Annotated in this window: 17 protein-coding genes and 1 rRNA gene; 7 read left to right on the top strand and 11 right to left on the bottom strand. The window is 72.0% G+C overall.

The window, feature by feature from the left end; genetic code table 11:
• Window positions 1-108 precede the first annotated feature (108 nt).
• The 8 genes from JW613_RS33215 to JW613_RS33180 all read right to left on the bottom strand — a co-directional run bounded on the left by JW613_RS33215 (window position 109) and on the right by JW613_RS33180 (window position 8845).
• The gene (locus JW613_RS33215) at window positions 109-1317 is read right to left on the bottom strand and encodes a glycosyltransferase family 4 protein (RefSeq protein WP_209214582.1); all 1209 of its coding nucleotides are present in this window, start codon (window positions 1315-1317) and stop codon (window positions 109-111) included.
• Between the two features lie 240 nt (window positions 1318-1557).
• Window positions 1558-3300 (bottom strand): DNA repair protein RecN, encoded by a 1743-nt coding sequence (gene recN, locus JW613_RS33210; RefSeq protein WP_209214581.1) that lies wholly within the window; start codon window positions 3298-3300, stop codon window positions 1558-1560.
• A 120-nt stretch (window positions 3301-3420) separates the two neighbouring features.
• The gene (locus JW613_RS33205; RefSeq protein WP_209214612.1) at window positions 3421-4380 is read right to left on the bottom strand and encodes an NAD kinase; all 960 of its coding nucleotides are present in this window, start codon (window positions 4378-4380) and stop codon (window positions 3421-3423) included.
• Between the two features lie 38 nt (window positions 4381-4418).
• A complete protein-coding gene (locus JW613_RS33200; RefSeq protein WP_209214580.1) occupies window positions 4419-5225 on the bottom strand; it encodes a TlyA family RNA methyltransferase in 807 nt (268 codons plus the stop codon).
• Window positions 5226-5228: 3 nt separating this feature from the next.
• Window positions 5229-5672, bottom strand: coding sequence for a hypothetical protein (locus tag JW613_RS36200; protein WP_245226734.1), 444 nt, complete (start codon window positions 5670-5672; stop codon window positions 5229-5231).
• Between the two features lie 47 nt (window positions 5673-5719).
• The gene (locus tag JW613_RS33190; protein WP_209214579.1) at window positions 5720-6562 is read right to left on the bottom strand and encodes an ABC transporter ATP-binding protein; all 843 of its coding nucleotides are present in this window, start codon (window positions 6560-6562) and stop codon (window positions 5720-5722) included.
• 154 nt (window positions 6563-6716) lie between these two features.
• The gene (locus JW613_RS33185; RefSeq protein WP_209214578.1) at window positions 6717-7769 is read right to left on the bottom strand and encodes a FecCD family ABC transporter permease; all 1053 of its coding nucleotides are present in this window, start codon (window positions 7767-7769) and stop codon (window positions 6717-6719) included.
• Window positions 7766-8845, bottom strand: a complete 1080-nt coding sequence (locus JW613_RS33180; protein ID WP_209214577.1) for a FecCD family ABC transporter permease — start codon at window positions 8843-8845, stop codon at window positions 7766-7768. The genes JW613_RS33185 and JW613_RS33180 overlap by 4 nt, the downstream gene beginning before the upstream one ends.
• Window positions 8846-9011: 166 nt before the next feature.
• Between JW613_RS33180 and JW613_RS33175 the strand changes: the two genes are divergently transcribed.
• Together JW613_RS33175 and JW613_RS33170 are read left to right on the top strand one after the other, a co-directional pair.
• Window positions 9012-10037, top strand: coding sequence for an ABC transporter substrate-binding protein (locus tag JW613_RS33175; protein ID WP_209214576.1), 1026 nt, complete (start codon window positions 9012-9014; stop codon window positions 10035-10037).
• A 90-nt stretch (window positions 10038-10127) separates the two neighbouring features.
• Window positions 10128-11042, top strand: coding sequence for a siderophore-interacting protein (locus JW613_RS33170; protein ID WP_209214575.1), 915 nt, complete (start codon window positions 10128-10130; stop codon window positions 11040-11042).
• Between the two features lie 21 nt (window positions 11043-11063).
• On the opposite strand, the gene JW613_RS33165 is transcribed toward JW613_RS33170, so the two are convergent.
• Window positions 11064-12167: an HAD hydrolase-like protein gene (locus JW613_RS33165; RefSeq protein ID WP_209214574.1), complete on the bottom strand. Its 1104-nt coding sequence runs from the start codon at window positions 12165-12167 to the stop codon at window positions 11064-11066.
• Window positions 12168-12323: 156 nt separating this feature from the next.
• On the opposite strand from JW613_RS33165, the gene JW613_RS33160 reads away from it, so the two are divergent.
• The 5 genes from JW613_RS33160 to JW613_RS33140 all read left to right on the top strand — a co-directional run bounded on the left by JW613_RS33160 (window position 12324) and on the right by JW613_RS33140 (window position 19244).
• Window positions 12324-13613 carry a DUF1015 family protein gene (locus JW613_RS33160; RefSeq protein ID WP_209214573.1) on the top strand — a complete coding sequence of 430 codons (1290 nt, stop codon included), beginning with the start codon at window positions 12324-12326 and terminating at the stop codon, window positions 13611-13613.
• Between the two features lie 246 nt (window positions 13614-13859).
• A complete protein-coding gene (locus JW613_RS33155) occupies window positions 13860-15404 on the top strand; it encodes a pyridoxal phosphate-dependent decarboxylase family protein (RefSeq protein WP_209214572.1) in 1545 nt (514 codons plus the stop codon).
• Window positions 15398-16813, top strand: coding sequence for a lysine N(6)-hydroxylase/L-ornithine N(5)-oxygenase family protein (locus tag JW613_RS33150; protein ID WP_209214571.1), 1416 nt, complete (start codon window positions 15398-15400; stop codon window positions 16811-16813). The genes JW613_RS33155 and JW613_RS33150 overlap by 7 nt, the downstream gene beginning before the upstream one ends.
• Complete coding sequence (locus tag JW613_RS33145; protein WP_209214570.1) at window positions 16810-17391, top strand: GNAT family N-acetyltransferase; 582 nt, start codon at window positions 16810-16812, stop codon at window positions 17389-17391. Before JW613_RS33150 ends, JW613_RS33145 begins: the two co-directional genes overlap by 4 nt.
• Window positions 17388-19244, top strand: coding sequence for an IucA/IucC family protein (locus tag JW613_RS33140; protein ID WP_209214569.1), 1857 nt, complete (start codon window positions 17388-17390; stop codon window positions 19242-19244). The genes JW613_RS33145 and JW613_RS33140 overlap by 4 nt, the downstream gene beginning before the upstream one ends.
• A gap of 143 nt (window positions 19245-19387) precedes the next feature.
• Here JW613_RS33140 and JW613_RS36995 read toward each other — a convergent pair whose 3' ends face one another.
• Window positions 19388-21022 carry a tetratricopeptide repeat protein gene (locus tag JW613_RS36995; protein ID WP_280635264.1) on the bottom strand — a complete coding sequence of 545 codons (1635 nt, stop codon included), beginning with the start codon at window positions 21020-21022 and terminating at the stop codon, window positions 19388-19390.
• Between the two features lie 187 nt (window positions 21023-21209).
• A 5S ribosomal RNA gene (gene rrf, locus JW613_RS33130) occupies window positions 21210-21326 on the bottom strand.
• Window positions 21327-21407 lie beyond the last annotated feature (81 nt).

The raw sequence follows: 21407 nt of genomic DNA, 5'->3' as shown, positions 1-21407 counted from the left end.
CCCTTTCTGCGTGTTGCAGACTGCCCCCCAGACTCCGTCCGGGGGCACTCCCAGGGAGCAGGGTGGGAAAGCGCAGCCCACCCTGCGGGGCGACGCATCGTGCGACGGTCAGCCCAGAAGCTCGTCGTAGACGGTCAGCACCTGCGCGGCCACCTGGTCCTCGGTGGGCCAGGTCCGCGCCTGGGCGCGACCCGCCGCGGCGAGCTCGGCGCGCCGACCGGGATCGGCGAGCAGACCGAGCACGGCCGAGGACAGCGAGTCGGCGTCCCCGCAGGGCACCAGCACGGCGGCGGAGCCGACGAGCTCCGGTACCCCGCCGCCGTCGGCGGCGACCAGCGGCACCCCCGCCCGCAGGGCCTCCTGCGCCACGAGCGAGTGGCCCCAGCAGCGGGCAGGCAACAGGGCGATGTCGGCGCCCGCCAGCAGTCGCAGCGCGTCGCTGCGCCTCCCCAGCAACCGTACGGGCAGCTTCTCCTCGTCGATACGGCGCTGCAGCGCGGCCCTCTCGGGGCCTTCTCCCGCGATGGCGAGCAGCGGCGCGGGGGTCAGTCCGCGCCAGGCCCGTGAGGCCGTCAGCGCGGTGTCGTGGCCCAGCTGCCGGTCCAGCCTGCCGACGGCGACGACCAAGGGGCGATCCAGGGCGCCCATGCCCGCGCGTGTCTTGTGCCGCAGCATCTGCCCGTCGTCCGCGCTCTCCTCCTCCGGCTGCTGCGCGGCCCCGGTCAGCGGGATGGGGGCCTGGGCGAGCCGCGCGTCGCGGGCACCGCTGCGGCGCGCCATGTCGACCAGTTCGGTGGTGGCGCCGAGGACGACGGTGGCGGCGCGGGCCAACCGCCGTACGAGCAGCCGGGTCACCAGTTCGCGGGCGGCGTCCGCACGGGAGGTGTGCTCGGGCCGGGCCCGCCACGGCAGGGCGTGCCAGGTGACGACGAGCGGCAGCTCGCCGCGCCGGCCGCCGAGCGCGAGGGCCGCCAGCAGTCCGGCCCGCAGGCCGTGCGCATGGACCAGGTCGGCGTCGGCGCAGACGGTGCGCAGCCGGGCCGCCGCGTCCGCCTCCGTACGGCCCGGCAGGGCGGCGAACGCCGCTCCGGTCTCCGTGAAGGCGTGCCGCAGCGCGCCGTCGTGGCGGGTGCACACGGTCACCCGCACCCCGCGTGCGATCAGTCCCTGGGCGAGGGAGCGCATGTGCGCCGCCGTACGCGCCGAGGGTGCCTCGGCCCCGTCGGTCACCGGGCCGCCGCCGAGCACGTGCACGGCGTGCGGCGGGCGCGCGCCGACCGCAGGCCGACGCGGCGCGTGGGGACGGCTCGGGCTCACGGCAGGCGGACTCCCTGGGTCGGTCGGGGCGGGGCCTGCCCAGGATGCCAGGCGAGGGCGACCCAGCGCGCCGCCGTACGGCCCGACGAGCCGCCACAGCAGGGCGCGGACCTGACGGTCTCACTCACACGAGTGACGGCGCTCGTAAATCAGCCACGCGCCCCTCAAGAAGTGCACACGCTCCTTTGTGCGACAAGGCGCCCCGCTGCCGGTACGGGGTCCATGCTCGGCCGTCGGTCGTCACATACCGGTGCGAGCCGCTTCCAGGAGTTCCTCGGCGTGCGCGCGGGCGAGTTCGGAGTCCTCCTGACCGGCGAGCATCCGGGACAGCTCGCGCACCCGGTCCTCGCCCTCCATGGCCTGTACACCGCTGCGGGTCACCGAGCCGTCGTCGGTCTTCTGCACCACCAGATGGCGGTCGGCGAACGCGGCCACCTGCGGCAGATGCGTGACCACCACCACCTGCGCCGACTTGGCCAGCCGCGCCAGCCTGCGGCCGACCTCGACCGCCGCCTTGCCACCGACGCCGGCGTCCACCTCGTCGAAGAGATAGGTCGGCACCGGATCGGAGTCGGCGAAGACGACCTCCACGGCGAGCATCACCCGGGACAGCTCGCCACCGGAGGCGCCCTTGGCGATGGGCCTGGGCGGGGCGCCCGGGTGCGGGGCGAGCAGCAGCTCGACCTCGTCGGTGCCGTGCGGCCCGAAGGCCAGGATGCGCCCGTCGACGTCGAGCCCTTCCGGGTCCTCGGTGTGCTTGAGTTCGAAGGTGACGCGGGCGTGCGGCATGGCCAGCTCGGTCAACTCCTCGGTGACCGCGTCCGCGAACCGCTTGGCGGCGTCCGCGCGCGCCTCGGTGAGCGTACGGGCGAGCGAGGCGAGTTCGGCCCGGAGCGCGTCCCGCTCGGCACCCAGTTCGCCGATCCGGTCGTCGTCGCCCTCCAGCTCCGCCAGCCGCTCGGCACTGTGCTCGGCCCAGACCAGCACGGCGGTGATGTCCTCGCCGTACTTGCGGGTCAGCTGCCCGAGCGCGGCCCGGCGCTCCTCGACGGCGGCGAGGCGGAGCGGGTCGGCGTCCAGGTTGTCGGCGTATCCGGCGAGTTCGCCCGCGATGTCGGAGAGCAGGATGTGCACCTCGCCCAGCCGCTCGGCCAGCGCGGCCAGCGCCGGGTCGTGCGAGCGGACCGCCTCCAGGGCGCGGTGGGCACCGCCGACGAGGGTGGCGGCGTCGACGCCCTCCGGGTCGGCGGGGTCGCCGGCCAGCGCGCCGTGCGCGGTGGTGGCGGCCGAGGCCAGTGCCTCGGCGTGGCCCAGCCGTTCGGCCTCGGCCGCGAGTTCGACGTCCTCACCGGGCCGGGGGTCGGCGGCCTCCACCTCCTGGATACCGAAGCGGAGCATGTCCGCTTCCTGTGCGCGCTCGCGGGCACGCGTCGTCAGCTCGGTCAGCTCGGCCGTGACGGTACGCAGCCTGCGGTAGGCCTCCTGGTAGGCGGCCAGCGGCCGGGCCACGGCGCGACCCGCGTAGCGGTCCAGCGCCTCGCGCTGCCGCGCAGCCCGCAGCAGGCCCTGCTGGTCGGTCTGGCCGTGCACGGCCACCAGATCGTCACTCAGCTCCGCCAGCAGCCCGACCGGCACCGAACGGCCGCCCACGTGCGCCCGCGAGCGGCCTTCGGCCGAGACCGTCCGGCTGACCAGCAGGGCGCCCTCGTCGAGCTCGGCGCCCGCCTCCTCGGCGCGACGCGCGGCCGCAGCGCCCGGCGCGAGAGCGATCCGGCCCTCCACGAGGGCCGATTTGGCACCGACCCGGACGAGCCCGGCATCGGCACGCCCTCCGAGCAGCAGCCCGAGGCTCGTGACGACCATGGTCTTACCGGCTCCGGTCTCGCCGGTCACCGCGGTGAAGCCGGGCGACAGCTCGACAACGGCGTCGTCGATCACGCCCAGGGCTTTGATCCGCATCTCCTCCAACACGGATACGACCATACGAGGTCTCCTCCCCGCCGCCACACCAGTACCCCGACAGGGAGGCTGCGGGCACCTCCCGACCGAAGGCTGGGGGCAGGGTGCCCAAGCTTCGCCGGGAAAGCAATTCAGCGGCGAAAGCTACCGGGGCGCCCCTCGCCAGCCCGTAACCGGAAGAGCGAACTTGGCCACCAAGCGATCTGTGAAAGACGCGTGGTGCAGCCGCGCCAGCCGCACCGGCACCGCGCCGCGCCGCACCTCCACCCGGGCACCGGCCGGCAGCTCGACACTGCGCCGCCCGTCGGCCCACAGCACCCCGTGCGGCGTCTGCGGCTGCACCTCGACGGCCAGCACCGAATCGGGCGCGGTCACCAGGGGCTTGGCGAACAGCGCGTGGGCGCTGATCGGCACCATCAACAGCGCCTCCACCTCGGGCCACACCACGGGCCCACCGGCGGAGAAGGCGTACGCCGTGGATCCGGTGGGGCTGGCGCACACCACGCCGTCGCCGCCGAAGCTGGAGACGGGACGGCCGTCGACCTCGATGACGACCTCCAGCATCCGCTCGCGGGCCGCCTTCTCGACGGAGATCTCGTTGAGCGCCCAGTCGGCGTGCACGATGTGGCCGCCGCCCGGGCTGTGCGTGCCGTGGCCGCCGTTGCGCACCAGCACATCGAGGGTCATCCGCTCCTCGACCTCGTAGGCGCGGGAGACGACCCGGTCCACGACCTTGTCCAGATCGTCCCGCTCGGCCTCCGCGAGGAAGCCGACCCGGCCGAGGTTGACGCCGAGCATCGGCACCCCCGAGGCCCGGGCGAACTCGGCACCGCGCAGCAGTGTCCCGTCACCGCCGAGTACCACCAGCAGCTCGCAGCCCTCGGCGGCGTCCGGCTTGGCCGTCACCGTCTGCACCCGGTCGGGCAGCGGCAGATCGACTGCCTCGTCGACGAGCACCCGCACCCCGATCCCGCAGCGCAGCAGCCCCTGGACGACCAGTTCGGCGCTGCGCACGGCGGCGGGTCTGCCCGTGTGCGCGAGGAGGAAGACCGTGCGGTCCCCGTCCTCGGCGGCGGCGTCCCGGGCGCTCCCCCGACCGGACACCGGGGGCTGTGCTGGCTGGGTAGCTCGGCTGTCCTCGGTCACTTGGGCCCCTCCGCCACCGCTCGCTCGACTTCGGCCGGGTCGAGGTCGTCGGCCCCGGCGCGCAGCCACAGAAAGTATTCGACGTTTCCCGAAGGCCCGGGCAGTGGGCTCGAGGTGACGCCCAGCGCGCCCAGACCCAGGGCCGCCGCGTGTCCGGCGACCGTACGCACGGCCTCGGCACGCAGCTGGGGGCTGCGCACGACACCGCCGCTGCCCAGCCGTTCCCTGCCCACTTCGAACTGTGGTTTCACCATCAGAACCAGATCCGCCTCGGGTACGGCGCAGCGGACCAGCGCGGGCAGCACGAGCCCCAGGGGGATGAACGACAGATCACCGACGACGAGTTCCACCGGCTCGCCGCCGATGTCCTCCAACGTCAGTTCCCGGACATTGGTGCGGTCCTTGACGGTGACCCGGGAGTCGCTCCGCAGGGACCAGGCGAGCTGCCCGTAGCCCACGTCCACGGCGACGACGTGGCCCGCACCGGCGCGCAGCAGCACGTCGGTGAAGCCGCCCGTGGAGGCCCCCGCGTCCAGCGCGCGCCGATCCGCCACCCGCAGCCCGCGCGGCATGAAGGCCTCCAGCGCCCCGGCGAGCTTGTGGCCGCCACGGGAGACATAGTCCGGATCGCTCTCGTCGGTCTTGACGACCAGGGCGGCGCTGGTCTCGACCTGGGTGGCCGGTTTGGCGGCCACATTGCCCCCGACCGTGACCCGCCCCGCGGCGATCAACTGGCCGGCGTGCTCCCGTGAACGGGCGAGATTGCGGCGCACCAGCTCCGCGTCGAGTCGGCGTCGTGCCACGGCTCAGCTCCGGGGTGTGTGAGGACGGTCCAGCGCGGCCAGGCTCTCGCGCAGGCCGCGGTGGACATCTTCGTACACCTCCGGATGGCCGGAGACGGCGAGGTGGTCGGCGTCCTCCAGCCGCTTGAGCTGGGCGTCGACGGCGCCGTACCCGGTGGGGCGCACACCCACACCGAGGGGTCGCGGGCCGTCGTCGACTTCGGCTTCCTCGGCTTCGCCAGCTTCGTCGGCCTGGCCGGCCGGCTCCTGGTCGCCGCCGGCGCCCTCGGCACCTTCGGCGGGCGCCGGCGGGGCCTGCCCGACCTCGGCTGCCGGGGCCTGCTCGCCCCGCCCGTGCGGCTGCTGGTGCTGCGCCGTCTCGTCGTACCGCTCGGTGCCGCCTGCCGAGAGGTGCTGCTCGGGGGTGGGGGCGTGCCCGTGCCCGGGTCCCTGCGCGAACTCGCTCATGCCCCGACGCTACCTCCCGGGTGTGACAGACCCCCGGGTCCGACGGCTCAACGCCGCGCCGCGGGCACCACCAGCGGAGTGCCGGTCTCCGGGTCGTCGATGACGCGGCAGGGCATCCCGAAGACCTCCTCGACCAGCTTCGAGGTGACCACCTCACCGGGCTCCCCCTGCGCGACGATGCGGCCGTCCCGCATGGCGATCAGATGGGTGGCGTAGCGGGCGGCGTGGTTGAGGTCGTGCAGCACGGCGACGAGCGTGCGGCCCTCCTCCTCGTGCAACCGCGCGCACAGATCGAGAATCTCGATCTGGTGCGCGATGTCGAGATAGGTGGTGGGCTCGTCCAGCAGCAGCAACGGCGTCTGCTGGGCCAGCGCCATCGCGATCCATACACGCTGCCGCTGGCCGCCGGAGAGTTCGTCCACGAAGCGGTCACCGAGGCCGTCGACGCCGGTCGCCGCCATGGAGGCGGCCACCACCCGCTCGTCGTCCCGCGACCACTGGCGCAACAGCCCCTGGTGCGGGTAGCGACCCCGGGCCACCAGGTCGGCGACGGTGATCCCGTCGGGCGCGGTGGACGACTGGGGCAGCAGGCCCAGGGTGCGGGCCAGCGCCTTGGCGGGCATGCCCGCGATGTCGTTGCCGTCCAGGAGCACCCGCCCCTCGGTGGGCTTGAGCATCCGCGAGAGGGCGCGCAGCAGCGTCGACTTGCCGCAGGCGTTGGGGCCCACGACGACCGTGAACGACTGGTCGGGCACGGCGACGTCGAGCGCGCGGGCGATGGTGCGCTGGTCGTAGGCGAGGGTGAGTCCGTTCCCGGTCAGCCGGGGCTCGCCGCTCGCCGTGGCAGCGCCGTCGGAGGCCGGCTCCTTGTTCTCCGTCGCGGTCTTCATCGTTTCCCCGCCTCCGTTGTGTGCGTGCTTTCCTCAGTGGGTCCGGGCCGGACGTGGTCATTGCGGCCCAAACGATTCCGCCCCGACGGCGCCGCGCCATGACGGCGAGGGTCCGGCGGTGGGCCGGCGACCGCGACCGGAACGTTCGACTCCCTCATATCCGCCCCGCCCTGCGCTCGGTGGCCAGCAGCCACACCAGGTATCCGCCGCCCAGCACTCCGGTGATCACGCCGACGGGGAGCTGGTGCTCTCCGAAGGCCCGCTGGGCCACCAGGTCGGCGCAGATCAGCAGTGCGGCGCCCATGCACAGGGAGGGCAGCAGATTGGGGCCCGGCGCCTTCGTCAGCCGCCGGGCGAGCTGGGGCGCGGTCAGCGCGACGAAGGAGACGGGTCCCGCCGCGGCGGCCGACAGCGCCACCAACAGCACCCCGGCCGCCAACAGCGTGAGCCGGACGCGTTCGACGCGGACGCCGAGCGCGTAGGCGGCGTCGTCGCCCATCTCCATCATCCGCAGGGCGCGTCCGCAGCCGAGCAGCACCAGCGGGACGAGCACCACCATGCCGCAGATCAGCGGCATGACGTCGTTCCATCCGCGCCCGTCCAGGCTTCCGGTCATCCACAGCACGGCCCGGGAGGCCTCGGTGATGCCCGCGCGGGTGATGAGATAGCTGTTGACACCGGTCAGGATGGCGGTGGCGCCGACCCCGACGAGCACCAGCCGGTAGCCGTGCATGCCGCGCTTCCAGGCGAGGGCGTAGATCAGCGTGCCGGTGACGACGGCACCGGCGACGGCGCCGCCCGCCAGCAGTGCGCTGCTGCCGCCGGCGAGGAAGATGACCAACAGCGCTCCGGCCGCGGCCCCGTTGGTGAAGCCGAGGATGTCGGGGCTGCCGAGCGGGTTGCGGACGACGGCCTGGAAGACGGCGCCGCACAGTCCCAGGCCGGCTCCGACGAGCAGCGCGGTCACGGTACGGGGCAGCCGTAGTTCGTTGACGATGAAGGCGTCGGCCGGGTCGCCCCCTCCGAGCAGGGTGCGCACGACGTCGCCGGGCGCCATCGGGTATTCGCCGCTGCCGATCGCGAACACGGCGGCGACGAGCGCGAGCGCCAGGCAGCCGACGCCGACGAGCAGGGCGCGCGGCCGGTAGTTGACGGAGAGGCCGCCGGGGGTGCGGATGACGCTTTCCCGGGTCGGGGTGAGGCTCATGCGTGGGCCACCCTCCGCCTGCGTACGAAGTAGAGGAAGAACGGGCCGCCCACCACGACGGTCACGATGCCGACCTGGAGTTCGCTGGGCCGGCCCAGGACGCGGCCGAGGATGTCGGCGCCGAGCAGCAGCACGGGCGCCAGGACCGCGCAGTACGGCAGCATCCAGCGCTGGTCGGGGCCGGTGAGCGCACGCACCATGTGCGGCACCATCAGCCCGACGAAGACGATGGGGCCGCAGGCGGCGGTGGCGGCGCCGCACAGCAGGGTGATGGACACGATGGCGGCGGCGCGGGTCCGGGCGGGCCGGGAGCCGAGGGCGCGTGCCGCGTCGTCGCCGAGGGCGAGGGCGTTGAGCGGCCGGGCCAGGATCAGCGCGATCAGGGCGCCGACGGCGATGAAGGGCAGCGCCGAGACGACCGTCGCGTCCTGGGCGCGGGCGAGCGAGCCGACCATCCAGAACCGCATCCGGTCCAGCGAGGCGGTGTCCAGGAGCTGAACGGCGCTCACGTACGAGATCAGCGCGGCGTTCAAAGCCGTGCCCGCGAGGGCGAGCCGGGCCGGGGTGGCGCCGCGCCCGCCGCCGACGGCGTAGACGAGGACGGAGACGGCGGCGGCGCCGAGGAAGGCGAAGCCGATGTAGCCGGTGTATCCGGCGACACCGAAGAAGGAGATGGCGGTGACGACGGCGGCCGCGGCGCCCGCGTTGATGCCCAGCAGGCCGGGGTCGGCCAGCGGGTTGCGGGTGAGCGCCTGCATGACGCCGCCCGCCAGTCCGAGCGCGGCACCGGCGAGCAGGCCGAGGAGGGTGCGCGGCAGTCGCATCTCGTGGACGACGGTGTAGCTCGCCGAGCCGCTGTCGACGAGCCCCGACCACGCCTCGCCCAGCGAGAGCGGACGGGCGCCGAAGGCGAGGCTGAGGAAGACGACGAGCAGCAGGACGAGTGCGGCGGCCAGCAGCCCGGCGGCCCGCGCGAGCGGGGCCCGGGCGCGGACGGGCTGTTCCTGGCCGGCCGCCGACTGCTCCTGCCCGGCCGCTGAACCCCCTTGGACCTGCGGGGACTTGGTGAGAGTCACGTACGCGCTCCGGTCGGGGCCGGGGAAATCGGGGTGCCCGGCCACTGGACAACAACAACTTTGGTTAGGTTAGCCTAACTGCGAACTCGGCCCCACGGCCGCCCCGCTTGTACGTCCGCGGCTGCCCGCGGCTCGTCCCCCGTACGTCGAGAGAAGGCCAGAAAAAATGCCCAGCTCCTCCCCTGTGTCCCACCTTTCACGCCGCGGTCTGCTGGCCGCGGGCGGCGCCGCCGGTCTCGGCGCACTGCTCGCCGCCTGCGGAAGTGACTCCGGCTCCGGTTCGGGTGATGACTCGAAGGGCAAGGGCTGGTCCTTCACCGACGGCCGCGAGAAGAAGGTCACCCTGGACGCCGTTCCCGAGCGGATCGTCGCCTACACGGCCACCGCCGCCGCGCTGTGGGACTTCGGCGTGCGCGACAAGGTCGTCGGCGTCTTCGGCCCGACCAAGAAGAAGAACGGCGAGCCCGATGTGCTCGCCGGCGAGATGAACATCTCCAAGGTGAAGATCATCGGCAACGCGTTCGGCGAGTTCGACCTGGAGAAGTACGCCAAGCTCCGTCCCCAGCTGCTGATCAGCAACATGTACCTCAAGGACGCGCTCTTCTACGTCCCGGACGAGAGCAAGGACAAGATCTACAAGCTCGCGCCCCAGGTGGCCATGAAGGCGGCGGGCATCCCGATGGACGAGGTCATCCGGCAGTACGCGAAGCTCGCCGAGTCCCTGGGCGCGGATGTGAAGGCCAAGTCCGTCACGGACGCCAAGGCCCGCTTCGAGAAGGCGGCCGAACGGGTGCGCAAGGCCGCCAAGAGCGGCATCCGCGTCATGGCCGCCGCCGGGGCGCCCGACCTGTTCTACGTATCCGACCCCGACGCCAGCACCGACCTGCAGTACTTCAAGCAGCTCGGCGTCGACCTCGTGAAGCCCGAGAAGCTCAGCAAGCAGGGCTTCTTCGAGGAACTGAGCTGGGAGAACGCCGACAAGTACAAGGCCGACCTGATCATTCTGGACAACCGCACCCAGTCCCTGCAGCCCAAGGCCCTCAAGTCGAAGCCGTCCTGGAACGATCTGCCGGCCGTCAAGGCGGGCCAGGTCGCCGGATGGGCAGCCGAACCGCGCTTCTCCTACGCGGGCGCCGCACCGCTGCTGGAGGACCTCGCGGAGGCGATCGAGAAGGCCAAGAAGGTCCGCTGAGGCACCGCCCCGTCCGCTGACGGTCCCGGCCCACCCCGCGCACGCACCCGCGCACCGCCGAATCCATCCACTTCGTCAGGAGCAGACACGATGAGCACGGTCAGCACGGCGCAGTCCGCGCCCTCCACCGTTCCGTTCGAGTTCTTCGAACTGCACGTCGTACGCACCCGCAGGCTGGGTCCGACCATGCTGCGCGTCACCTTCGGGGGCGAGAAGCTGGATCGTTTCGCCTCCGGCGGCCGGGACCAGCGCTTCAAACTGTTCCTGCCGCAGCCCGGGCAGACCGCGCCCGTGGTGCCGGTGGACGCCGGTGAGAACTGGTTCACCGAGTGGCGCGCCATGGACGAGAGCATCCGCGGAATCATGCGCAGCTACACCGTGCGGGCGCTGCGCAGGGGCAGCGAGTACGCCCTGGGGGCACCCTCCGGCGGGAGGCCGGGGGCGGACGAGCTGGACGTCGACTTCGCGCTGCACGGCGAGACCGGCCCGGCCTCCCGCTGGGCGCTGCGGGCCATGCCCGGGGACCGGGTGACACTGCTCGGGCCGGTCGTCGAGGACAACGCCGGCGTCGACTTCCGGCCGCCCGAGGGCACCGACTGGGTGCTGCTGAGCGGCGACGAGACGGCGCTGCCCGCCATCGGCGCCATCCTGGAGTGGCTGCCGGCCGGAATGCCGGTCCAGGTCTTCGCGGAAGTTCCGCACCGCGAGGACGTCCAGGACCTGCCGACCCTCTCGGACGCGCGGATCACCTGGCTGGTACGGGACGAAGCGGCCACCGCTTCCCGGTCGGAGCGGATGGTCGAGTCCGTACGCGGCGCTCAGCTGCCGTCGGGCACGCCGTACGCCTGGCTCGCGGGGGAGGCAGGCACCGTCAAGGCGCTGCGGCGGCACCTGGTGGGCGAGCGCGGATTCGACCGCCGCGCTGTGAAGTTCACCGGCTACTGGCGACTGGGCGCGACGGAGGAGCAGCTGGTGGCGGAGGCCCTCGCGGGCTCCGCCGGTTGAGGCACCGGCCCGGCTCGGGCCTCACAACCCGAGCCGGGCCAGAGCCTTGTCCGGATCCAGGCGGCACTCCCCGGCCCCCGCCGCCGTCCAGGCCGCCCCGCACAGGGCGCGCAGCCCGTCCATCGGATCGCCGTCGCCCCGCAGTGTCAGCTGCTCCGCGTCCACGTGCGCCGTCCAGCCACCGCAGCTGAACCCCGCATCGGCGTCCCCCGTCACCTGCGGCTGGGGCTCCAGCAGGCCCCGCAGGTCGCGGGCCACGTAGGTGGGCCGGTGCACCGGCCGGGCGGCGAGCAGTTGGGCGGCGTCGGTCACTCCGGTCAGTACGAGAAGCGAGTCCACGCGCCCCGCGTGCGCCCCCTCGATGTCGGTGTCGAGCCGGTCGCCGACCACCAACGGCCGCCGCGCGCCGGTGCGCAGGATGGACTCCCGGTGCATGGGCGGCAGCGGCTTGCCCGCGACGATGGGCTCGGGCGGCGTCCGCATCCACCGGGTGGCGATGCGGACGACTTCCACCGCCGAGCCGTTGCCCGGCGCGATGCCCCGCCCGCTGGGGATCGTCAGATCGGCGTTGGAAGCGAACCAGGGCACTTGGCGCTGCACGGCGAGCGCCGCCTCGATCAGCCGCCCCCACTCCATGGTGGGCCCGCCGTATCCCTGCACCACGGCCGCGGGTTCCTCGTCGGCCGTCTCGACGACCGTCAGCCCCCGCTCCTTCAGCGCGACCCGCAACCCGTCGGCGCCGACAGCCAGTACGCGCGCGCCCCGCGGCACCCGCTCGGCGATCAGGCGGGCGACGGCCTGCGCGGAAGTGACGACCTCGTCCGCCTTCGCGGGCACCCCCAACTCCGTCAGATGCGCCGCGACGGTCTGCGGGGTGCGGGCGGCGTTGTTCGTCACATACGCCAGCCGCAGACCGCTCTCGCGCGCCGCCGCCAGCGAGTCGACCGCGTGCGGCACGGCCTCTCCCCCGGCGTACACGACCCCGTCCAGGTCCAGCAGTGCCGTGTCGTAGGCGGTGTGCAGCGCGCTCCCACCGGCCCCCGGGCCCGCCGACGGTGCTGTCGCGGGGGTGTCGGCCACGGGGGCGTCGGCAGCGGGGCTGTCGCCGGCGGGGCTGTGGTGCATGAGGGGTCGCTCCTTGTGCTCTCTCCCGGGGTACGCGCAGGCCGTGACCGGCCTGGCGCCGTGGACGATCCTCTCGTACACCCCCGCCCGCTCCGCACCCCTGCGCCCCCTGTGCCCCGCTCCACCGGGTGACGGGCACGGGCATACCATGCACAGATGACCGTCCGAGGACTGAGACTCGCCCCGTTCCGGGGGCTGCGCTATGCGCCGGAGAGGGTCAGCAGCCTCGCTGCCGTCACCTCGCCGCCGTACGACGTGGTGGTCAGGCCGGATGGGCTGCGGCATCTGGAGACGGCGGACCCGTACAACATCGTGCGGCTCATCCTCCCGCAGACCGAGGACCCGGCGGCCCGGCACCGCCAGGCGGCCGAGACACTGCGCCGCTGGCAGGCCGACGGGGTGCTGGCCCGCGATCCGCACCCTGCGCTGTACGTCTACGAGCAGCGCAAGGGCGATCTGCTGCAGCGCGGTCTCATCGGCGCCCTGCGGCTGTCGGCACCCGAGGAGGGCGTCGTCCTTCCGCACGAGGGAGTGATAGACGAGGTCGTCGCCGACCGTGCCGATCTGATGCGCGAGATGGCCGCCAACCCCGAGCCGCTGCTGCTGTCCTACCGCGGCGACGGCACCCGCACCGGTGCGACCGCGGTCATCGAGCACGCGACGCGCGACGCGCCGCTGATGGCGACGACCACCGAGGACGGCTTCGCACACCGGCTGTGGGCCGTCACGGACCCGGCCGAACTCGCCGAGGTGGACGCCGAACTCTCCCGGCACAGCGCCCTGATCGCCGACGGCCACCACCGCTGGGCGACCTATCTGCGGCTGCGTGCCGAGCAGGGCGGCTCTGCCGGGGAATCGCCGTGGGACTACGGCCTGGTCCTGCTGGTCGACACGGCGCGGTACCCCCTCCAGGTGCGGGCCATCCACCGGGTGCTGCCCAGACTTCCGCTCAAGCGCGCCCTCGACCTCCTCGACCGGGCGGGCGCCGCGTACGGACAGGACGGCGCCTTCCGCGTCCGTACGCTGGAGGCGCCGCTGGACGAGGCGCTGGAGGAGTTGGAGGACACGGCGGGGAACGCGTTCCTGCTGACCGAGGGCGAGGGCGTCTTCCACCTGCTCGACCGGCCCTCCCCCGCGCTGCTGGCCCGTACGGTCGATGCGCGGCAGCCGGTGGCCTGGCGGCAGTTGGACGCCACGGTGCTGCACTCGACCCTGCTGGACACCATCTGGCAGGTACCCGACCGCCCCGAGGACATCGGTTATCTGCACCACGTCGAGGCGGCCGTGGAGCAGGCGGCGGCGCACGGCGGTACGGCCGTACTGCTGCGGTCCGTTCCGGAGTCGACGGTGCGGGGGCTGGCCGAACAGGGCATCACGATGCCCCGCAAGTCCACCTCCTTCGGCCCCAAGCCCGCGACCGGTCTGGTGCTCCGCACCCTCTCCTGACCTACCTGGCCATCCTGGCTCCTGGCCTTCTTGACCGCCGCCTCCGTCCGACTCTCTGTCCAGGCCCGCATGTCTCGGAGGCCCTCCTGTCCCGGGCCCCGGTTTTCGGCCCACGGTCCCGCCTCCGGGCCCCTCGATGCGGCCGCCGGGGCCCCCTTGCATGCCGACGAGTGGAACTGGTTAGGCTAGCCTTACCTGACCGCGCGAGTCGCGCGGTGTGCCACGTCCGTGTCAGGAGGACACTTCATGAGCAGCAGGTCCCACCTGCTCAACGACAGGACAGCGGAGCACTACAGGCGCTCCCTCACGCACGGCGTCGAGCGGGTCGCCGCCAAACTCGCCGACGCCGAACAGCCGTTCACCGGCGTCACGCCGGCCGAGCTCGCCCCCACCGTCTCCGCTGTGGATCTGGAGAAACCCCTGGGCACAGCGAGCGAGGCGCTGGACGAACTGGAGCGCGTATACCTCCGCGACGCCGTCTACTTCCACCACCCGCGCTATCTCGCGCACCTCAACTGCCCCGTGGTCATACCGGCCGTGCTCGGCGAGGCCGTCATCGCGGCCGTCAACTCCTCGCTGGACACCTGGGACCAGAGCGCGGGCGGCACCCTGATCGAGCGCCGCCTGGTCGAATGGACCGCGCAGCGCATCGGCTTCGGCCCCTCGGCCGACGGTATCTTCACCAGCGGAGGCTCCCAGTCCAACCTTCAGGCCCTGCTGCTCGCCCGCGAGGAGACCTGCCGTCTGGTACGCAAGAACTCCGAGACGGCGCTGAGCACTCCGCAGATCCTGCCGAAGCTGCGCATTCTGACCTCCGAGTGCAGCCACTTCAGCATCGAGAAGTCAGCCGTTCTGCTGGGCCTGGGCCCCGAGGCCGTCGTCCCGGTGCCCTGCGACGAGCAGCGCCGGATGCGCGTCGACGCGCTGGCCGACCTGATGGAGCGCTGCGAGCGCGCGGGAGAGACGGTGATGGCCGTCGTCGCCACCGCGGGCACCACCGACTTCGGCAGCATCGACCCGCTGCCCGCCCTCGCCGAGCTGTGTGAGCAGGCGGGCGTGTGGCTGCACGTGGACGCCGCCTACGGTTGCGGCCTGCTCACCTCGCAGCGCCGCCGCGCGCTGCTGGACGGTGTCGAGCGCGCCGACTCGGTGACGGTCGACTACCACAAGTCCTTCTTCCAGCCGGTCAGCTCCAGCGCCGTACTGGTACGCGACCGGGACACGCTGCGCCATGTCACCTACTACGCCGACTACCTCAACCCGGCGCGCAGCGTGGAGAAGGAGATACCCAATCAGGTCGACAAGTCGATCCAGACCACGCGCCGGTTCGACGCGCTCAAGCTCTGGATGACGCTGCGTGTGATGGGCGCCGACGCGCTCGGTGAGCTCTTCGACGAGGTCGTCGACCGCGCCGCCGACGCCTGGCGACTGCTGGCGGGCGACGAGCGGTTCGAGGTCGTCGTCGAGCCTCAGCTCTCCACCCTCGTCTTCCGCTATCTGCCGCCGGAACGGCAGCGGTCCCAGGGCGGGGACGAGGAGACGCTGACCGACCGGGCCAATCTGTACGCCCGCGACGCGCTGTTCGCCTCCGGCGAGGCCATCGTCGCCGGAACCGTGGTCGACGGCCGCCACTACCTCAAGTTCACCCTGCTCAACCCGGAGACCTCGCTGGCCGACATCGCCACGGTCCTCGATCTGATCGCCGCACACGCCGACCAGTACGCCGAGCAGCAGACCGCCCAGCGGACCGCTGCCCCCTCACCCGCCCTCAGCGCCGCCCAGGCATGCTGACCGACCCCCCACGGAGCCCCCACGTGACTCCCTCCAGCGCCCGCCCGGCCGATGCGCCCGTACACGATTTCGTCGCCATCGGCCTGGGCCCCTTCAACCTGGGCCTCGCCTGTCTGACCGCGCCGATACCGGAGCTCGACGGCGTCTTTCTGGACGACAAGCCGGAGTTCAACTGGCACCCCGGCATGATGCTGGACGACAGCACGCTGCAGACCCCGTTCCTGTCGGACCTGGTCACGCTCGCCGACCCCACCTCGCCGTTCTCCTTCCTCAACTACCTCAAGGAGTCCGGCCGACTGTACTCGTTCTACATACGCGAGAGCTTCTATCCGCTCCGCGCCGAGTTCAGCGACTACTGCGCCTGGGCCGCGGACCGCCTCGGCGAGACCGTACGCTTCGGCCACCGCGTCACCACCGTGGAGTACGACGAGAGCGACGGCCTCTACACCGTCCACGCCGAGCAGCTGCCCGGCGGCGAGCACCGCACCTTCCGCACCCGGAAACTCGTCCTGGGCACCGGCACCCCGCCCTACCTCCCCGAGCCCTGCCAGAACCTGGGCGGCGACCTGATCCACAACTCCCGCTATCTGGAGCACAAGGAAGCCCTCCAGCGGAAGAAGAGCATCACCCTCGTCGGCAGCGGCCAGAGCGCGGCGGAGATCTACTACGACCTCCTCCAGGACATCGACAGGTACGACTACTCCCTCACCTGGCTCACCCGCTCCCCCCGGTTCTTCCCCCTCGAATACACCAAGCTGACGCTGGAGATGACCTCGCCGGAGTACGTGGACTACTTCCACTCCCTCCCGCCCGACACCCGCGACAGCCTGGTCGCCTCGCAGAAGAACCTCTACAAGGGCATCAACTCCGAGCTGATCGACGCCATCTTCGACCTGCTCTACCAGAAGAACCGCCGCTCGCCCTGCCCGACCCGGCTGATGACCAACACCGCGCTCACCGACGCCTCGTACGACGAGTCGAGCGGCACCTACACCCTCGGGCTGCGCCAGGAGGAGCAGAAGCGCGACTTCGGCCTCACCACGGAGGGGCTGGTCCTGGCCACCGGCTACCGCTACCAGCGGCCCGCCTTCCTCGACCCGATCGCCGACCGCATCGAGTGGGACGCCCGCGGCCGCTTCGACGTACGCCGCGACTACAGCGTCGACACCACCGGCCGGCAGATCTACGTCCAGAACGCGGAGCTGCACACCCACGGCTTCGTCGCCCCCGACCTGGGCATGGCCGCCTACCGCAACTCCTGCATCATCCGCGAGCTGCTCGGCCGCGAGGTCTACCCGATCGAGAAGTCCATCGCCTTCCAGGAGTTCAGCGCACCCACCGACGAGACCTCGGGAAGCCACCGCGCCCCGGCGGCGACGGACCCGTCCGATCTGGAGGCAGCGCTGTGACCACCGCGGACACCACCCTCTTCACCCGCGTCGACGACGCGCTGGGCACCTTCTCCCTCCGCCCCGTCGACGCGCTCACCGACGCCGAGCTGCTGCACCGCTGGGTGACCCACCCCAAATCCGCCTTCTACCTGCTCCAGGACGCCACCCTGCCGCAGGTGGAGCGCGAGTTCATGAGCATCGCGGCCTCGGCGCACCACGACGCCTTCCTCGGCTTTCACAACGGCGAGCCGGCCTTCCTCATGGAACGCTACGACCCCCGCCATGTGGAGCTGGCCGGGCTCTACCCGCACCAGCCCGGCGACGTCGGCATGCACTTTCTGTGCGCACCCACCGAGCAGCCCGTCCACGGCTTCACCCGCGCCGTCATCACCACCGTCATGGCGATGCTCTTCTCCGACCCGGACACCCACCGCGTCGTCGTCGAGCCCGACGTCCGCAACACCGCCGTGCACGCACTCAACGAAGCGGTCGGCTTCCAGGTCGATTCCACCCTCACCAAGCCGGAGAAGGAAGCACTGCTCAGCTTCTGCACCCGCGAGCAGTTCCGGACCGCCACAGGAGTGACTTCCGCATGACCCTCCCCAGCACACCCCTGCCGACCCAGCAGACCCAGCAGAGCCAGCAGAGCCAGCAGAGCCAGCAGAGCCAGCTGAACGACGCCGTCAGCCATCTCACCCCCGAACGGTGGGCCCGGGCCACCCGGCTCCTCGTCCGCAAGGCACTGGCCGAGTTCAGCCACGAGCGACTGCTGAGACCGACACCGCTGGACGACGGCGAGAACCGCTACGCGGTCCGCTCCGACGACGGCGCCACCGAGTACCGCTTCACCGCCCGCCGCTTCGCCCTCGACCACTGGCAGGTCGACGCCGACAGCGTCACCCGGCACCGCGACGGCGCCGAACTCCCGCTGGACGCCCTCGCCTTCATCACCGAGCTGCGCACCACGCTGGGACTCGGCGAGGAGATCCTCCCCGTCTATCTGGAGGAGATCAGCTCCACCCTGGCCAGCACCGCCTTCAAACTGGCGGCCCCCGAGGTCGCCGCGGCGCAGCTGGCCGCGGCCGGCTTCCAGGACATCGAGTCCGGCATGACCGAGGGCCACCCCTGCTTCGTCGCCAACAACGGCCGCCTCGGCTTCGACATCGCCGAGTACCGCGCCTACGCCCCCGAGGCCGCCGCGCCGGTACGGCTGGTCTGGGTCGCCGCGCGCCGTGACCGCGCCACCTTCACCGCCTGTTCGGACCTCGGCTACGACAAACTGCTCCTCACCGAGCTGTCCGCCGCCACCCTGCGCCGCTTCTCCGCCGCCATGACCGAGCAGGGCCTGGAGTTGGACGACTACTACCTCCTGCCGGTCCACCCCTGGCAATGGTGGAACAAGCTGTCGGTGACCTTCGCCGCCGAGATCGCCCAGCGCAATCTGGTCTGCCTCGGCCACGGCGACGACGAACACCTGGCCCAGCAGTCCATCCGCACCTTCTTCAACGCCACCAACCCGGCCAAGCACTATGTGAAGACCGCCCTGTCGGTCCTCAACATGGGCTTCGTCCGGGGGCTGTCCGCCGCCTACATGGAAGCCACCCCCGCCATCAACGACTGGCTGGCCGAACTGGTGGCCGACGACGAGATCCTGCGCGACACCGGGCTGGGGGTGCTGCGCGAACGCGCCGCCGTCGGCTACCACCCCGCCCCCTACGAGGCAGCCGCCCCCAAGGGCTCCCCCTACCTCAAAATGCTGGCCGCCCTGTGGCGTGAGAGCCCGATACCGTTCCTGAACGAGGGCGAGAAGCCCGCCACCATGGCGTCGCTCCTGCACATCGACCGCGACGGCAACTCACTCGCCGCCGCGCTCATCGAAGGCTCGGGCCTGGAGCCCACCGAGTGGCTCCGCTCCTATCTGCACGCCTATCTGACGCCGCTCCTGCACTCGTTCTACGCCTATGACCTGGTCTTCATGCCGCACGGCGAGAACGTGATCCTGGTCCTGGACGAGCACGGCGTCCCGCGCCGCGCGCTCTTCAAGGACCTGGCCGAGGAGATCGCCGTCATGAGCCAGGACGCCGAACTGCCGCCCGAGGTGGAACGCATCCGCGCCGACGTCCCCGAGGACATGAAGATCCTCTCCCTGTTCACCGACGTCTTCGACTGCTTCTTCCGCTTCCTCGCCCCCACCCTCGACGCCGCCGGCGTACTGGACGAGGCGACCTTCTGGTCGACGGTGGCCGACGTGGTGAAGAGCTACCAGAAGTCGACCCCGCACCTGGCGGCCCGCCACGCCCGGTACGACCTGTTCGCCGACGAGTTCGCCCTCTCCTGCCTCAACCGCCTCCAGCTGCGCAACAACCAGCAGATGGTCGACCTCCAGGACCCGGCCGGCGCCCTCCAGCTGACCGGCACGCTGAAGAACCCGCTCGCCCCGCACAGGTAGGCCGCACCACCGGCAGTAGGCCGTCGACGAAAGCCAAGAGCTGAAGGGCGGACCCCGCGCGGGGTCCGCCCTTCAGCTCTTCGTTGCGGCGCTTCGCTTCAGCTCTTCGTTTCAGCGCTTCGTTGCGGCGCGCTGCTCAGGACTCAGTCCTTGGACTCCGTCTCACCGGCGGCCGCCTCGTCCACCTCGCCCGCCTCGAAGTCCTCGGCCTCCTCGTCAAGGGCGTCGATGAACTCCACACCATCCAGCTCAGCGAGCCGGTCGGAGGCGTCGGTCAACCCGCCCTGATCCGCCTCCAGCGCCTTGGCGAACCACTCGCGTGCCTCGTCCTGCCGACCGACCTCCAGCAGAGCGTCCGCGTACGCGTAGCGCAGCCGAGCCGTCCACGGCTGTATGGAGTTGGAGGCCAGCTCCGGGCTCTGCAGCGTCACCACCGCGGCGTCCGGCTGCCCCATGTCACGGCGGGCCCCGGCGGCAACCAGCCGCATCTCGACCTGCCCCGCCTTGTCGAGCTTGTGCACCTCCGGCTCGCCCGCCATCGCCAGCGCCTTCTCCGGACGTCCCAGCCCACGCTCGCAGTCGGCCATCACCGGCCACAGGTGCTGGAGTCCGGTCATCCGCCGGGCGGCCCGGAACTCGGCCAGCGCCTCGGAGTACTTCTGCACCCCGTACGCCGCGAACCCGGCGGCCTCCCGCACGGACGGCACCCGCGACGCGAGCCGCAGCGCCACCTTCGCGTACGCGTACGCCTGCTCGGGCTCCTCGTCCAGCAACCGCGCCACCATCACCAGGTTGCGCGCGACATCCTCCGCCAACGTCTTCGGCAGGCTCATCAGCTCCTGCTTGACGTCCTTGTCCAGCTCCTCGCCGGTGACGTCCTCGTCGATCGGAAGCCGCCGCAGCGGCTCGCGGTCCGGGCGCTCCCGGCCACCCCGGTCACGGTCCCGGTCCCCGCGCCCGTACGGCGGCCGGTCCCGGTCCCCGCCACGCCGGAAGCCGCCACCGCCGCCACGGTTGTCCTCCCGCCGGAAGCCGCCACCGCGGCGCTCGTCGCGCCGGTCGTCCCTTCCACGTCCGCCACCCTGGCCGTACGGCCGCCGACCCGCGCGGTCGTCCTCACGACGCGGCCCCCGGCCGCCCTGCGGCCTCCCCCCGTCCCGGTCGTCCCGGCGATACGGCGCACGTTCGCGATCGCGGTCGTCCCGCTGCGGCCGGTCCCCCCGGTAGCCCCCGCGCCGGTCGTCCCGCCGCTCGGGGCGGCCCCGGTCGTCACGACCCCGGTCGTCCCGGGCCCTGTCATCACGCCGGAAATCCGAACGTCCCCGGTTGTCACCGCGGTCGCGGTTGTCCCGGTCCCGGCTACGGTCGCCGTCTCGGCCGCGGGGGTCTCCCCCGCGCTGGGACGGGCCGCGCTCGTCACGACGGTCGTCCCGCCTGTCGTCCCGGCGGTCGTCGCGACGGAAGCCGGGGCCGCCCTGGCCACCGGCACGTCCACGGCGGTCGTCACGCCCGCGGTTGTCGAACCCCCGCTCACCGCGCGGCCGGTCGTCCCGACGGCGGTCGTCCCCCCGTCGCTCGTCACCCCGGCGGTCATCCCTGCGGAAGCCACCGGAGGAGCCGCCTCGCTCATCGCGCCGGAAGCCTCCACCGGCACGGCCACCGTCCTCCCGCCTGGGCCCGCGAGCACGCTCGCGGCCGTCGCTGCTGCGCGGGGCGGACTGTCGGGGCCGGCGTTCGGCACGGCCGCGGTCACGGTCGTCGGAGGAGCTGGGGGACATGAGGACTCCTGTCTGCGTGCCTGCACATCGATTCTCGCGCAGGCGGTGGAACAGCGCTCTTCGAAAAGCGGAAGGAAAAAGAGAGGGACAGTGGAGGACAAAGGGACAAGGAACAAAGGACGAGGGAAAAACAAAAGGCCCTTGGCCTCCAGCGCATGCACGCTGAAGGCCAAGGGCCTCAAAGATTGTTCGGCGGCGTCCTACTCTCCCACACACTCCCGCATGCAGTACCATCGGCGCTGTAAGGCTTAGCTTCCGGGTTCGGAATGTAACCGGGCGTTTCCCTCACGCTATGACCACCGAAACTCTGTTCAGGACAACCAGATCAAATGAATCCAGGTCCCAGAGTCTCCAAGCGAACAAGCACACTCTTCAATTGAAGTGC

Origin of the sequence: Streptomyces smyrnaeus (assembly GCF_017676345.1) — a bacterium.
Taxonomy (GTDB): domain Bacteria; phylum Actinomycetota; class Actinomycetes; order Streptomycetales; family Streptomycetaceae; genus Streptomyces; species Streptomyces smyrnaeus.
This window is presented reverse-complemented; position numbering and strand designations above follow the sequence as displayed.

Bases quoted from the DNA above. Each gene is read 5' to 3' on its own strand.
- recN (WP_209214581.1), bottom strand. From the start codon at position 3,300: ATGGTCGTATCCGTGTTGGAGGAGATGCGGATCAAAGCCCTGGGCGTG.
- JW613_RS36200 (WP_245226734.1), bottom strand. From the start codon at position 5,672: ATGAGCGAGTTCGCGCAGGGACCCGGGCACGGGCACGCCCCCACCCCC.
- JW613_RS33190 (WP_209214579.1), bottom strand. From the start codon at position 6,562: ATGAAGACCGCGACGGAGAACAAGGAGCCGGCCTCCGACGGCGCTGCC.
- JW613_RS33185 (WP_209214578.1), bottom strand. From the start codon at position 7,769: ATGAGCCTCACCCCGACCCGGGAAAGCGTCATCCGCACCCCCGGCGGC.
- JW613_RS33175 (WP_209214576.1), top strand. From the start codon at position 9,012: ATGCCCAGCTCCTCCCCTGTGTCCCACCTTTCACGCCGCGGTCTGCTG.
- JW613_RS33170 (WP_209214575.1), top strand. From the start codon at position 10,128: ATGAGCACGGTCAGCACGGCGCAGTCCGCGCCCTCCACCGTTCCGTTC.
- JW613_RS33165 (WP_209214574.1), bottom strand. From the start codon at position 12,167: ATGCACCACAGCCCCGCCGGCGACAGCCCCGCTGCCGACGCCCCCGTG.
- JW613_RS33160 (WP_209214573.1), top strand. From the start codon at position 12,324: ATGACCGTCCGAGGACTGAGACTCGCCCCGTTCCGGGGGCTGCGCTAT.
- JW613_RS33155 (WP_209214572.1), top strand. From the start codon at position 13,860: ATGAGCAGCAGGTCCCACCTGCTCAACGACAGGACAGCGGAGCACTAC.
- JW613_RS33150 (WP_209214571.1), top strand. From the start codon at position 15,398: ATGCTGACCGACCCCCCACGGAGCCCCCACGTGACTCCCTCCAGCGCC.
- JW613_RS33140 (WP_209214569.1), top strand. From the start codon at position 17,388: ATGACCCTCCCCAGCACACCCCTGCCGACCCAGCAGACCCAGCAGAGC.
- JW613_RS36995 (WP_280635264.1), bottom strand. From the start codon at position 21,022: ATGTCCCCCAGCTCCTCCGACGACCGTGACCGCGGCCGTGCCGAACGC.